At 38.9% G+C, this 14,160-nt stretch carries 10 protein-coding genes; 7 read left to right on the top strand and 3 right to left on the bottom strand.

Going from position 1 to position 14,160, the window contains the following annotated elements; genetic code table 11:
* Window positions 1-3 precede the first annotated feature (3 nt).
* From DK861_RS02155 to hemN, 5 genes are all read left to right on the top strand, one after another.
* Complete coding sequence (locus DK861_RS02155; RefSeq protein WP_109399117.1) at window positions 4-2,343, top strand: Tex family protein; 2,340 nt, start codon at window positions 4-6, stop codon at window positions 2,341-2,343.
* A gap of 485 nt (window positions 2,344-2,828) precedes the next feature.
* Window positions 2,829-3,503, top strand: coding sequence for a CsgG/HfaB family protein (locus DK861_RS02150; protein ID WP_006534576.1), 675 nt, complete (start codon window positions 2,829-2,831; stop codon window positions 3,501-3,503).
* A gap of 23 nt (window positions 3,504-3,526) precedes the next feature.
* Window positions 3,527-3,880 carry a DUF4810 domain-containing protein gene (locus DK861_RS02145; protein ID WP_072064868.1) on the top strand — a complete coding sequence of 118 codons (354 nt, stop codon included), beginning with the start codon at window positions 3,527-3,529 and terminating at the stop codon, window positions 3,878-3,880.
* Window positions 3,877-4,533, top strand: a complete 657-nt coding sequence (locus DK861_RS02140; RefSeq protein ID WP_109399116.1) for a DUF799 domain-containing protein — start codon at window positions 3,877-3,879, stop codon at window positions 4,531-4,533. Before DK861_RS02145 ends, DK861_RS02140 begins: the two co-directional genes overlap by 4 nt.
* A gap of 836 nt (window positions 4,534-5,369) precedes the next feature.
* Complete coding sequence (hemN, locus tag DK861_RS02135; protein ID WP_109399115.1) at window positions 5,370-6,743, top strand: oxygen-independent coproporphyrinogen III oxidase; 1,374 nt, start codon at window positions 5,370-5,372, stop codon at window positions 6,741-6,743.
* A 147-nt stretch (window positions 6,744-6,890) separates the two neighbouring features.
* Here the strand turns inward: hemN and glnG are convergent, their stop codons facing one another.
* The 3 genes from glnG to glnA form a co-directional block, all read right to left on the bottom strand.
* Window positions 6,891-8,315, bottom strand: a complete 1,425-nt coding sequence (gene glnG, locus DK861_RS02130; RefSeq protein ID WP_006534580.1) for a nitrogen regulation protein NR(I) — start codon at window positions 8,313-8,315, stop codon at window positions 6,891-6,893.
* Window positions 8,316-8,325: 10 nt separating this feature from the next.
* Window positions 8,326-9,372, bottom strand: coding sequence for a nitrogen regulation protein NR(II) (gene glnL / locus DK861_RS02125; RefSeq protein ID WP_072064861.1), 1,047 nt, complete (start codon window positions 9,370-9,372; stop codon window positions 8,326-8,328).
* A 188-nt stretch (window positions 9,373-9,560) separates the two neighbouring features.
* Window positions 9,561-10,970 (bottom strand): glutamate--ammonia ligase, encoded by a 1,410-nt coding sequence (gene glnA / locus DK861_RS02120; protein WP_072064860.1) that lies wholly within the window; start codon window positions 10,968-10,970, stop codon window positions 9,561-9,563.
* Window positions 10,971-11,329: 359 nt separating this feature from the next.
* Between glnA and typA the strand changes: the two genes are divergently transcribed.
* Together typA and yihX are read left to right on the top strand one after the other, a co-directional pair.
* Window positions 11,330-13,165: a ribosome-dependent GTPase TypA gene (gene typA / locus DK861_RS02115; protein WP_006534586.1), complete on the top strand. Its 1,836-nt coding sequence runs from the start codon at window positions 11,330-11,332 to the stop codon at window positions 13,163-13,165.
* 345 nt (window positions 13,166-13,510) lie between these two features.
* Window positions 13,511-14,128 (top strand): glucose-1-phosphatase, encoded by a 618-nt coding sequence (yihX, locus tag DK861_RS02110; protein WP_109399114.1) that lies wholly within the window; start codon window positions 13,511-13,513, stop codon window positions 14,126-14,128.
* The last annotated feature ends 32 nt before the right edge of the window (window positions 14,129-14,160 follow it).

The following is a 14,160-nucleotide window of genomic DNA, read 5'->3' as shown; positions in this document are numbered from 1 at the left end:
TTTATGAATGAATCATTAAGCCGAATTATTGCAGATGAGCTCTCAGTTAAGCCCCAGCAAGTCCTTTCGGCTATAACGTTACTGGATGAAGGGAATACGGTGCCATTTGTTGCCCGTTATCGTAAAGAGGTCACCGGCGGACTAGATGATACGCAATTACGTCAATTAGAAACTCGCCTTAGTTATCTACGGGAACTCAACGATCGCCGCCAAACAATTTTAAAATCAATTGAAGAACAAGGAAAATTAACGCCTGAGTTACGTTCTTCAATTAATGACACTCAAAGTAAAACAGAGCTTGAAGATCTCTATCTTCCTTATAAGCCTAAGCGCCGTACTCGTGGTCAGATTGCGATTGAAAATGGATTAGAACCCTTAGCGGATTTACTGTGGAATGAACCACAAAATAATCCAGAAGAAGTGGCAACCGCTTATATCGACGCAGAAAAAGGCGTGAATGATACGAAAGCCGCTTTAGATGGTGCGCGTTATATTTTAATGGAGCGCTTTTCAGAAGATGCTGGATTATTAGCGAAAGTCCGTCAATATCTATGGAAAAATGCACACCTTGTTGCCAAAGTAATTGAGGGTAAAGAAGCAGAAGGGGCGAAGTTTAGTGATTATTTTGATCATCATGAACCTATTGCTAATGTTCCTTCTCACCGCGCATTAGCAATGTTTCGTGGTCGAAATGAAGGTATTCTTCAATTATCACTTAATCCAGATCCACAATTTGAAGAAGCACCCAAAGAGAGCTACGGTGAACAACTGATTACGGAACATTTAGGGTTACGTTTAAATAATCAACCCGCAGATAGCTGGCGTAAAGCGGTTGTAAGTTGGACTTGGCGCATAAAAGTTTTAATGCATATTGAAACAGAACTGATGAGCCAATTACGAGAAAAAGCGGAAGAAGAAGCGATTAATGTTTTTGCTCGTAACCTTAATGATCTATTGATGGCTGCTCCTGCCGGCATGCGTGCCACAATGGGGCTTGATCCTGGTTTACGTACCGGTGTTAAAGTTGCAGTTGTTGATAGCACTGGTAAATTAATCGCCACAGATACGATTTATCCACATACAGGCCAAGCGGATAAAGCGGCAGCCAGTGTTGCGGCGTTATGTATTAAGCATAATGTTGAACTGGTGGCAATTGGCAATGGTACTGCTTCTCGTGAAACCGAACGCTTTTTTGCTGAAACTGTAAAACGTTACCCAGATGTCAAAGCACAAAAGGTAATTGTGAGTGAGGCAGGAGCGTCCGTATATTCCGCATCAGAGCTTGCTGCTAACGAGTTTCCTGATTTAGATGTTTCTATTCGTGGTGCGGTATCTATCGCTCGTCGTTTACAAGATCCGTTGGCTGAACTGGTAAAAATTGATCCTAAATCAATTGGTGTTGGTCAATATCAGCATGATGTTAGCCAAACATTATTAGCCAGAAAACTGGATACTGTCGTGGAAGACTGTGTGAATGGTGTTGGTGTGGATTTAAATACAGCATCAGTACCATTATTAACGCGTGTTGCAGGACTTAGCCAATCTATTGCTCAAAATATTATTAGCTGGCGCGATGAAAACGGTCGTTTTGTTGATAGAAAACAGTTACTCAAAGTGGCGCGTTTAGGGCCAAAAGCTTTTGAGCAATGTGCAGGATTCTTGCGTATTCGTGATGGCAAAAACCCACTTGATGCCTCAACAGTTCACCCTGAAGCGTATCCTGTTGTGGAAAATATCCTGCAATCTACGCAGCAAAAGATTGACGATTTAATGGGAAATAGCGCTTTGATCTCACAGGTTGATGCAAGAGCGTTTATCACGGAGCAGTTTGGTCTACCAACGATTAATGACATCTTAAAAGAGTTAGCAAAACCAGGGCGTGACCCTCGCCCAGAGTTTAAAACGGCAACGTTTGCTGAAGGTGTCGAAACAATGAATGACTTAGTCAGTGGTATGATCCTTGAAGGAACTGTGACTAACGTGACGAACTTCGGCGCATTCGTTGATATCGGTGTACACCAAGATGGCTTGGTTCATATCTCTTCTTTAGCAGATCGATTTATTGAAGATCCACATACTGTGGTAAAAACGGGTGATATTGTTAAAGTTAAAGTTCTTGAGGTGGATTTAGCTCGCAAGCGCATTGCACTGACTATGCGTTTAGATGAAGTCGCGGGTGATAGTGATAAAAAACATTCATCATCAAATAACACGAATTCTGTTAGAAATAACAAAGGGCAAAAAACAGCTCGTAATAACCGTCAGCCAATGAGTAATGGTAATAATGCAGGAAATAGTGCAATGGGTGATGCTTTAGCCGCAGCATTTGGAAAAAAACGCTAATAGCGCATTTATTGCTACCCTATTAGTTGGTAGTTGGTAAAAAGAACGAGAATAATAAGTGCGATATAACTAATATAGGTTATATCGCCTTTTTTATTACACATTATTTAGATGTTTTCTTTTGATAAAGATACTTATAAGAATTAATTAAATAGTAAGGTAATATAAATTCTCTTCTATTTTTTATAGCTTTAATATTGAACTGACTTAAGTGATATTAAAAAAATAATAAACAAAGCATTCTCTGTTTTATCTCTATATTTATTTGTTATTATTTTTATCATTCATCTTCTATTCTCCCTATCGCTGATTACCTTTATATTATAAATATGAGTTGATCGCCTTATAACCTTATTATTACTAAGGTTTTTAAGTGAACGTCTATGAGCTAGAACTGGAAACCATTGTTTCTGTTTATATCAACTCTATCTTAATTAATAGAATGAATATCTATAGGTTTATTTCACCTTTATTAGGTTATTAATATGAATTTAAATAAATTATCGTTTGGTTTGATCATGATTTCTGCTTCATTACTAGCAGGCTGTGCATCAGAATCTTCACGCTCTTTAGAGGTTGCTAAAGTCGCAACCTATCACACAACTTATACAGGCACTAAGAGCGCTATTTCAATTGGTAAGTTTGATAACCGTTCTAGTTATATGAATGGAATATTCTCTGATGGTGTTGATAGATTAGGTAATCAATCCAAAACCATTTTAATGACGCACTTACAACAGACTGGGCGTTTTAATGTATTAGATAGAGCTAATTTATCTGAATTAAAAGAAGAAGCGGGTATTAAAGGCCAAAGCCAGCAATTAAAAGGTGCAACCTATGTTATTACGGGTGATGTCACTGAATTTGGCCGTAAAGAAGTCGGTGATCGCCAATTATTTGGTATTTTAGGCCGCGGTAAAACCCAAGTTGCTTACGCAAAAGTCAATTTAAACGTTGTGAATGTAAACACATCAGAAGTGGTGTTCTCATCTCAAGGTGCGGGTGAGTACGAGCTTTCTAACCGTGAAATCATTGGGTTTGGTGGAACAGCAAGCTATGACTCAACACTTAACGGTAAAGTGCTAGATTTAGCGATTCGTGAAGCGGTTAATAACTTAGTTGCAGGTATTGAGAGCAATGCTTGGCAGCCTTCAAAATAATATGTCTTTATAAGGATATAACGATGTCTAAATCATTAGTAAGCCTTGCTTTTGGGGCATTATTACTGACGGGCTGTGCAAGTGGCCCTAAACCACTTTATAACTGGGACAGTTATCAACAAGTGGTTTATCAACACTATCAACAAAGTGAAAGTGACCCTCAAGCACAGATTGATGCATTAAAGAAAAGCATCGAACTTTCTCGTGCTAAATCATTAGGTATTCCACCAGGATTACATGCGCATTTAGGCATGTTATATGGTGCGACAGGTGCATTAGATTTAGCGATGGCTGAATTTAATGAGGAAAAAGCACTTTACCCTGAATCAGCAGAATTTATGGATCGCCTGATGAAAAATAAAGGAATGCAAAAATGAGTCGCTTATTCACTTTAGTTTGCTTGGCTTTTACGTTGGTATTAACGGGTTGCGCCCAGCCAGTTAAAACAGATTACACTGCATTTAAACAGAGTAAACCAAAAAGTATTTTAGTCTTAGTGCCGCAAAACCACACAACGGAAGTTGAAGCAGGGCACAGTTTCTTATCTCAAGTGACATACCCTTTGGCAGAAGCAGGATATTATGTTTTCCCGGTTGCTGTCGTTGAAGAGACATTTAAGCAAAATGGTTTATCCATGGCTGGGGATATTCACGCGGTAAGTCCTAATAAATTACGTGAAATCTTTGGGGCAGATGCTGTTTTATACTTAGATATCACCGAGTTTGGAACGTCATATCAAGTTATTTCCAGTGATACGAGAGTGACCGTGACTGCTAAGCTTGTTGATCTTCGTAATGGTGGCGTGTTGTGGAGCAGCTCTGCAACGGCATCAAGTACAGAAACAGACGGTTCATCAGGTAGTTTAGTCGGGATGTTGGTTTCAGCTGTTGTGAATCAAATTGTTAATACCGTTTCTGATAAGAGTTACCAAATTGCAGGAATAACCAGTGTGCGGTTACTTTCAGCCGGTAAAGTCAATGGTATTTTATACGGTCCTCGCTCACCTAATTATGGTAAAGATGCAAAATAAGTAAATACACTAAAATAAGCATCATAATGAAAGGCTCTGTTTAATTAGTTTAAAATAAGCAGAGCCTTATTTTATTTACGGATAATAATTATTCTTATTTAATGTTAGGTAATACTGCTTATACTTACGATCTGATAAGTATGAGATAGAGAGGAAATAAAAAAGAAGTGATGTTATTGAAAAGATAAACCATCCTTGGTTGCTAGTCCATTTCCTTCCATGGTTAATAATCCATAATTCGGGTATATAAAAGAGACTGGTCAATTAGAATAAGATAAGGTATGGGGGATGCTATCTTTCCTTGTAATATAGCGACCTTTATTCTTTAAATGACTCTCAAATTTAAATCAAAACACGACTGATTTGGATATTAATCAATGTTTGTCTCTAGGATATGTAATATTATAATTTAGGTAAAGGTATAAATGTTACTATTATTATAATCATCGAATTAAGAGGGAATAAAAGAATAATAAAACCAATATAACGAGATATTTAATTAATTTAAATCGTATTTTGAGTAATATATCGCTTTAAACTCGGTGTAAAAGTTTTCTTCTGATATTCCACAATAAATTTAAACGACTAACATATTGAATAAACTTAATTTATTCATGAATATCTTTAATGGATAAGACTATTTTTATATAATGTGATTTACATCACGCCGTATATTTGAGAGTTATCGTCTATCAATAAGAAGATAGAGATTTATGCGATACCTCTTTCGATCATATTCAGTTTCTGATTTATTGGTTACACTATATCTTTCAGATATTCATAATGTCTGTTTGCTGGTATGAAATATCAGCGGTTCACTTTTGGAAGGTAGAGGCATGTCAGAACAAACAATTATTTGGGATCTTGACCTGATCCATAAGTATAACTATTCAGGTCCTCGCTATACATCATACCCAACAGCATTAGAGTTTAATCAGCAATATGGCGATGCTGATTTTATCAAAGCGACTCAACGTTATCCTGAGCGCCCTTTATCACTTTATATCCATATTCCTTTCTGCCATAAGCTGTGTTATTTCTGTGGCTGTAATAAAATTATTACGCGCCATAAACATAAAGCAGATGAGTATCTTGATGTTTTAGAAAAAGAAATTATTAATCGAGCACGCTATTTTAAAGACCGAAAAGTGACTCAAATGCATTGGGGTGGGGGGACACCGACTTTTCTAGATAAGCAACAAATTAGTCGATTGGTTTCGTTATTACGTCAGCATTTTGATTTTGTCGATAATGCAGAGCTTTCTATTGAAATTGACCCGCGTGAGATTGAATTAGATGTTATCGATCATTTGCGTAATGAAGGCTTTAACCGCCTGAGTATGGGCGTGCAAGATTTCAATAAAGAAGTACAACAAAAAGTCAATCGTGAGCAAGATGAAGCGTTTATTTTTGCATTAGTAGAGCGTGCGCGTGAAGTGGGTTTTCACTCCACCAGTATTGATTTAATTTATGGCTTACCTAAGCAAACCAAAGAGAGTTTTGCCTTTACATTAAAACGTGTCATTGAATTATCACCAGATAGATTAAGTGTATTTAATTATGCTCATTTACCTAATTTATTTGCAGCTCAACGTAAAATTAAAGATGAAGACCTCCCTTTAGCGGAAGAAAAATTAGAAATATTACAAGAAACCATTTCTACGCTAACGACAAATGGCTATCAATTTATTGGAATGGATCATTTTGCAAAGCCTGATGATGAATTAGCCGTGGCTCAGCGCAAAGGTATTTTACATCGTAATTTCCAAGGCTATACCACTCATGAAGAGTGTGATTTATTAGGTATGGGTGTTTCTGCAATTAGTATGTTAGGGGATAACTATGCGCAAAATGAGAAGGTATTGAAAGAGTATTATGCGCGCGTAAATAGTGAAGGTAATGCACTATGGCGAGGTTTATCACTGACTCATGATGATTGTATTCGCCGTGATGTAATTAAAACCTTAATTTGTAATTTTAATCTGCATTTTTCTGATATTGAAAAAATGCACGATATTGTTTTCCATGACTATTTTAAAGAAGATTTAGAATTACTTGTGCCAATGAAAGATGACGGTTTAGTTGAAATAACAGCTGACGGCATTCAAGTGACACCAAGAGGACGTTTGCTTATTCGTAATATCTGCATGTGTTTTGATACCTATTTACGAAATCAAATGCGCCAACGTCAATTCTCTCGTGTAATTTAAATACAAAAGAGGGTATATATTCTAAATCATTTGAGTTGCAGGTAGGCGGCAAGCAAAGATATCCCGATGAGCATACTCATGTATGTGATTCGGGTAGCTGAGCGTAGCCAACACCCTTGCAACTTGAAGGATGACGAGTATAGAGGATTAATATTCCTCTATCCCCAACTCTTTTAATTTACGGGTTAGTGTATTTCTGCCCCAACCTAATAGTCGTGCGGCATCTTGTTTATGCCCTTGTGTATATGCCAAGGCACTGAGTAATAGTGTGCGTTCAAATTGAGGTAGAGCATCTGTTAAGATGTTTTCTTTTCCTTCCCCTAATGCTTCATCTGCCCATAATGAAAGATGTTGTGACCAATGTTGAGAAGAAGCAATTCGATTGATATTTTTGGCTCTCTCATCAGGTTGGCGAATTTCTTGTGGTAAATCTTGAGGCATAATCTCTTGGCTTGCCGTCATTACCGTTAACCAGCGACACACATTCTCTAATTGTCTAACGTTGCCTGACCAGTTGTATTCCATCATGATTTGCAAACTTTGTTGATGCAATACTTTGGCTTCGACGCCCAATTCTTTTGCTGTTTTTTGCAGAAAATAGCGCGCTAAGCTGGGAATATCTTCCGTTCTATCACGTAATGGTGGTAATTGAATACGTATTACATTAAGTCGATGATAGAGATCTTCACGAAAATCACCGGCTTGAACGCGCTTTTCTAAGTCTTGATGTGTAGCGGCAATAATGCGCACATCAACTTTAACTGGAGCATAACCGCCGACTCGATAAAATTGCCCTTCAGCAAGCACTCGCAGTAACCGTGTCTGAATGTCGAGAGGCATATCACCAATTTCATCAAGAAAAAGAGAACCGCCATTGGCTTGTTCAAATCGCCCTTGGCGTACTTGAGAAGCGCCTGTAAATGCCCCTTTTTCATGACCAAAAAGCTCTGATTCAATTAAATCTTTAGGAATAGCTGCCATATTGAGAGCAATAAAAGGAGAGGAAGCTCTTGGGCTGTGGCGATGCAATGCATGTGCGACTAGCTCTTTTCCCGTACCCGATTCTCCATTAATAAGTACACTGATTGAGGAACGAGAAAGTCGACCAATAATACGATAAACCTCTTGCATTGCAGGCGCTTCACCAATCATATCGGTAACTGATTGCAGTGAGGTTTCATCGGTATTCGGTTGTTTTTGCTCGCGATAATGCGTAATAGCGCGGTCAATTAATGCTAATGTTTCGTCGATATCAAATGGCTTTGGTAAGTAATCAAAAGCCCCTTGTTGATAAGCATTTACTGCAGCATCCAGATCAGAATGCGCAGTCATAATTATCACGGGTAAAGTAGGGTAGTTTTCTTTAATGATTTTAAGAAGAGATAAACCATCAATATCAGGCATACGAATGTCTGATAACAACACATCAGGTATTTCTGTATTGAGTGCATTAAGCACATCATTCGCATGTTCAAAGGTTTTACAAGATATACCTTCACGAGAAATGGCACGTTCAAGTACCCAGCGAATTGAGCTGTCATCATCAACAACCCATACATTTCCTTTTTGCATTGGTTATCTCCTACTTAATTGGTAAATAAATAGAAAACTCAGTATTTCCGGGCCAACTGGTAAATTCGATTTTACCTGCATGTTGATCGACTAAATTACGCGCAATTGATAATCCCAACCCATTACCTCCTTCTCTACCACTCACCATGGGGTAAAAAAGTGTATCTTGTAGATGAGGAGGAATGCCATCACCCGTATCAATGACATCAATACGCGCAACCAGTTTGTAGCGCTCCCCATGAAGCGTGACTTGAAACGCTGTACGAGTACGTAAAATAATCGTCCCTCCTGTTTTTTCAACAGCTTGTAAGGCGTTACGAGTAATATTTAGGAGTACTTGTTCTATTTGATCGGGGTAATGTGATAACTCAGGTAAGCTGGGATCGTAATCTTTTAGCAAGGTAACATTTTCAGGGCATTCGAGAGAAATAAGTTGAGCAACGCGCTCAACGACATGGTGAATACTCTGATGTGTTTTTGTACCTGGATGTTGGGGGCCGAGTAATCTGTCCACCAGCACACGTAGGCGATCAGCTTGTTCAATAATGACTTGCGTATATTCCGTTAAAGCAGGATCAGGTAAGGATTTTGCTAGCAATTGAGCCGCACCTCGTAATCCTCCCAACGGATTTTTAATTTCATGTGCCAGCCCCCTAACCAATTCCCTAGCAGCCATTTGCTGGGCTTGTTGTATCTGCTCTTGGCTTAACCGGCGTTGACTATCCATAGGCGCCAGTTCCAGCAAAATATGTTGCTCGGAAATAGGTTGGGCACTGAGCGACATTGTGTGTGATTGGTTATTTACAACCAATATCACTTCATTGTCGGTAAAGCTTTGTCCATTTGCTAATGTTTCACGCATTAAATCAGCATCAAAGGAGTAATAGCTGAAAAGGGCAGTGAAAGGCGTTTCAAATAATTTTCGACGGCTTTGTGCTAAAACCTGTAACGCAGAATGATTTGCGTAGCAAATAATAAACTCTTTGTTGATAACCAATACTGAGTGAATCAATGAGTCTAAAATTAATGTATTGTCAGGTAAGTCCGCCGTTTCCATATTATTGAATACCTCTTTGCACCATTTTAGTGCATCTTACCTTTATTGCATTAATGAACCAATGCGTAAGTGAATAGATGGACTCCTTAAGTGGGAGAAAAGTGCCCATCCGAAGATGGGCAAAATAGCTTCACGGCAAAAAAAACAGTTTTACATCTTGGCTTAAGTTTTTATCAGTAAAACTTATCTTAAGCGCTGTAATACATTTCAAATTCAAGAGGATGTGGCGCCATACGTACACGTTGAACATCCGCACGTAATAACTCTAAATAAGCATCAATAGCATCATCAGTAAATACACCACCGCGGGTTAAGAATTCACGATCTGCATTTAATGCATTTAATGCTTCTTCTAATGAGCCTGCGACAGTTGGGATCTCTTTTGCTTCTTCTGGCGGTAAGTCATAGAGGTTTTTATCCATAGCATCACCAGGATGAATTTTATTGATAATTCCATCAAGACCGGCCATTAATTGAGCTGCAAACGCGAGATAAGGGTTTGCTAAAGGATCAGGGAAACGTACTTCAATTCGGCGTGCTTTCATGCTGGCAACCACTGGAATACGAATTGACGCTGAACGGTTACGCGCAGAGTAAGCCAGCATTACAGGTGCTTCAAAACCAGGGACTAAACGTTTGTAAGAGTTAGTGGTTGGGTTAGTAAATGCATTTAATGCACGAGCATGTTTGATAATACCGCCGATGTAATACAGCGCCATTTCAGATAATCCGCCGTATTTGTCGCCTGCGAACAGGTTTACACCGTTTTTAGACAGTGACATATGACAGTGCATACCTGAACCGTTATCACCCACGAGAGGTTTTGGCATAAAGGTCGCTGTTTTACCAAATACGTGAGCCACGTTTTGTACCACGTATTTATAAATTTGGGTTTCATCTGCTTTTTTGGTCATGGTATTGAAGCGAGTTGCTACTTCGTTTTGACCTGCAGTTGCTACTTCATGGTGATGTGCTTCAACCACTAAGCCCATTTCTTCCATAATGTTACACATGGTAGAACGAATATCTTGTGATGAATCAACAGGTGGCAGTGGGAAATAACCCCCTTTCACCATAGGGCGGTGACCTTTGTTGCCATCTTCATATTTGGTATTGGTGTTCCAAGCCGCTTCAATATCGTTGATAGCGTAAGAAGCACCCGAAATATCGTTTTTGAAACGAATGTCATCAAATAGAAAGAATTCGGGTTCTGGCCCAAACAGTACTGTGTCTGCAATACCACTTGATTTTAAATAGTCTTCAGCACGTTTTGAAATAGAACGAGGATCGCGGTCATAACCTTTCATTGTGCCCGGTTCTAAAACGTCACAACGAATAATCAGGGTTGGATCTTGGAAAAATGGGTCGAGCATTGCGGTTGTTGCATCAGGCATCAGTACCATGTCTGATTCGTTAATGCCTTTCCAGCCACCAATAGAGGAACCATCGAACATTTTTCCTTCTTCAAAGAAATCATCGTTAACCTGATGAGCCGGAATAGTAAGATGTTGTTCTTTACCGCGGGTATCAGTGAAACGTAAGTCAATATATCTAACTTTATGTTCTTCAATCATGGATAACACATGTTCAAGGGACATAGGAACTCTCCTGGCGAATGGTTTTATTGAGTGCAGTGGCCTTACACATTTTTCGGTGAATTTTTTGCTCACCTAAATTCTATTGCGAAAAGCATGCCAACTTATCTAAAAAGGGATATATACTGTATTGATGAAGTTTAGTGTAGAATATCTCCTGTGATTTTTTAATTATTGCACAAACTTGGTGCAAATTAAGCCTAATTAGTTGCACTGTTTTGGTGCAATGGAACGGATACTACTAAATTCTGAGGCGTGAAAAGGATCACAATTCAATTAATTGCATATTGTTAAGCAATCATTATTGTGATCTTGTTTAGTCTCTCGTCTAAAGCGTGTACAATACTGCGCTTATTTCTACAATGCCTGAGGCAAATTTTGTGATCGAAAACTTGCGTAATATCGCCATCATCGCCCACGTTGACCATGGTAAAACAACTATCGTCGATAAATTACTACAGCAATCTGGTACGTTCGGTGAACGTGAAACCGTTGCTGAGCGCGTGATGGACTCAAATGATCTCGAAAGAGAGCGCGGAATTACTATTCTTGCGAAAAATACAGCGATTAAATGGAATGACTATCGTATTAACATCGTAGATACCCCAGGACACGCCGACTTCGGTGGTGAGGTAGAACGCGTTATGTCTATGGTAGACAGCGTTCTATTGCTGGTTGACGCGATGGATGGCCCAATGCCACAAACTCGTTTTGTGACACAAAAAGCGTTTGCTAACAACTTAAAACCAATTGTTGTTATCAATAAAGTTGACCGCCCTGGTGCGCGTCCAGACTGGGTTGTTGATCAGGTATTTGACCTGTTCGTAAACTTAGGTGCAACTGACGAACAACTTGATTTCCCAATTATCTATGCATCTGCATTAAACGGTATTGCGGGAACAGATTATAATGACATGGCTGAAGATATGACTCCGTTATATGAAGCTATTGTCAAATATGTAGAGCCACCAAAAGTTGATCTGGAAGGTACATTCCAGATGCAAATTTCTCAGTTGGACTACAACAACTACCTAGGTGTTATCGGTATCGGTCGTATCAAGCGTGGTAAGGTTAAACCTAACCAGCAAGTGACTATTATCGATAGCGAAGGTAATACCCGTAATGGTAAAGTCGGTAAAGTTTTAGGCCATTTAGGTTTAGAGCGTATCGAAGTTGATGTTGCTGAAGCTGGCGATATCATTGCAATCACTGGTTTAGGTGAACTGAATATCTCTGATACGATTTGTGAAGTGGGTGCTGTTGAAGCGCTACCTGCATTAGCCGTTGATGAACCAACTGTTAGCATGTATTTCTGTGTTAATACTTCACCTTTCTGTGGCCGTGAAGGTAAGTTTGTGACTTCTCGTCAGATTTTAGATCGTCTGAAAAAAGAGTTAGTCCATAACGTTGCATTACGTGTAGAAGAAACAGAAGATCCAGATGCATTCCGTGTATCAGGTCGTGGTGAGCTTCACCTGTCAGTTCTGATTGAAAATATGCGTCGTGAAGGTTACGAATTAGGTGTATCTCGCCCTAAAGTTATCTTCCGTGATATTGACGGTCGTAAACAAGAGCCTTTTGAACAAGTGACTATCGACATTGAAGAACAGCACCAAGGTGATGTGATGCAAGCGATGGGTGAGCGTAAAGGCGAAATGCGTGATATGCAACCAGATGGTAAAGGACGTGTACGTTTAGACTACATTATCCCTAGCCGTGGTCTGATTGGTTTCCGTACTGAATTTATGACCATGACATCAGGTACTGGTTTACTGTATGCAACATTCAGTCACTATGATGATGTTCGTCCAGGTGAAATTGGTCGCCGTAATAATGGTGTTATGATCTCTAATGGCCAAGGTAAAGCCGTTGCTTACGCACTGTATAGCTTACAAGACCGTGGTAAATTATTCGTTACTCATGGTGCAGAAGTTTATGAAGGCCAAGTAATTGGTATTCATACTCGCTCTAATGACTTAACAGTAAACTGTTTAACGGGTAAAAAGCTGACTAACATGCGTGCTTCTGGTACCGATGAGGCGACAACGCTGACTCCACACCTGAAACAAACATTAGAACAAGCACTAGAATTTATTGATGACGATGAGTTAGTTGAAGTTACTCCGCAGTCTATTCGTCTGCGTAAGCGTTATCTGTCAGAAAACGATCGTCGTCGTGCTTACCGTAGCAAAGACTAATTCGTTATTTTGATAACATAATTCTTAGGGCGCGTTTAGCGCCCTGAGTTTATACTCATCAAGAGTATATATTGCTATAAAAGACGAATGCGGTGGAAAATAATCTCTGCCGCATAAGTTTTCTCTCAATCCTTTCTTCTCCCACCTTTTATCATGTTTTATCATCACCTCATAATTCCATTCTAGATAATGATGCTTCTCATCTCTTTTTTTATCTCTCCCTCTTCTGGTTTTATGTTTTACAAAAAATTAAGTGTGATTATTGTACTTTTTTAGCGTTTAAGCCTGTTCAGTAACGCGATTTATGATTAAAGTAAAACGAGTTTTCTATTATGGAGAGGATTTATGCTTTATATCTTTGATATGGGTAATGTGATTATTGATATCGATTTTAACCGAGTATTCGCAGTATGGAGTAAGCTTAGTGGTGTTCCATTAGCAAGTATAAAAAAGAACTTCACAGCCGGCGAAGTTTTTAAATTACATGAGCGCGGTAATATTACAGATATCGAATTTGCTGAAGAAATTAACTCAGAACTTGGCATGAACTTAAGTTTTGAGCAATTTGCTGAAGGATGGCAGGCTATTTTTATCGCAGTACGACCTGAAGTCATTGATATAATGAATAAATTAAGAGAGCAAGGACATCGGGTTGTGGTGTTATCAAATACGAATCGCTTGCATCATGATTACTGGCCAGAGCATTATCCTGAAATCGCAGCTTCTGCTGATTTCCTCTACTTATCGCAAGATCTTGGTATGAGAAAACCCGATCCTGAACTGTTTAAGTATGTTTTGGAATCTGAAAATGTTGAAGCACAAGACGCCATTTTTTTTGATGATTTACAAACTAATGTCGATGCTGCTCTTTCGGTTGGTATGAAAGCCGTGCATGTGGTTGATAAAAATACCATTATTGATTACTTCAAAGATTATGATTTTTCTCTCCCAGTAGAAGAATAATGCTATCGTAAGGATAACAATAGGTTGAGTTT

Source organism: Proteus sp. TJ1640 (genome assembly GCF_003144445.1).
GTDB lineage: Bacteria > Pseudomonadota > Gammaproteobacteria > Enterobacterales > Enterobacteriaceae > Proteus > Proteus penneri.
The sequence above is the reverse complement of the archived record's forward strand: the minus strand, read 5'-3'. Positions and strand labels throughout refer to the sequence as shown.

Coding starts and splice junctions, on each gene's coding strand:
- DK861_RS02155 (WP_109399117.1), top strand. CDS start 4: ATGAATGAATCATTAAGCCGAATTATTGCAGATGAGCTCTCAGTTAAG.
- DK861_RS02150 (WP_006534576.1), top strand. CDS start 2,829: ATGAATTTAAATAAATTATCGTTTGGTTTGATCATGATTTCTGCTTCA.
- DK861_RS02145 (WP_072064868.1), top strand. CDS start 3,527: ATGTCTAAATCATTAGTAAGCCTTGCTTTTGGGGCATTATTACTGACG.
- DK861_RS02140 (WP_109399116.1), top strand. CDS start 3,877: ATGAGTCGCTTATTCACTTTAGTTTGCTTGGCTTTTACGTTGGTATTA.
- hemN (WP_109399115.1), top strand. CDS start 5,370: ATGTCAGAACAAACAATTATTTGGGATCTTGACCTGATCCATAAGTAT.
- glnG (WP_006534580.1), bottom strand. CDS start 8,315: ATGCAAAAAGGAAATGTATGGGTTGTTGATGATGACAGCTCAATTCGC.
- glnL (WP_072064861.1), bottom strand. CDS start 9,372: ATGGAAACGGCGGACTTACCTGACAATACATTAATTTTAGACTCATTG.
- glnA (WP_072064860.1), bottom strand. CDS start 10,970: ATGTCCCTTGAACATGTGTTATCCATGATTGAAGAACATAAAGTTAGA.
- typA (WP_006534586.1), top strand. CDS start 11,330: ATGCCTGAGGCAAATTTTGTGATCGAAAACTTGCGTAATATCGCCATC.
- yihX (WP_109399114.1), top strand. CDS start 13,511: ATGCTTTATATCTTTGATATGGGTAATGTGATTATTGATATCGATTTT.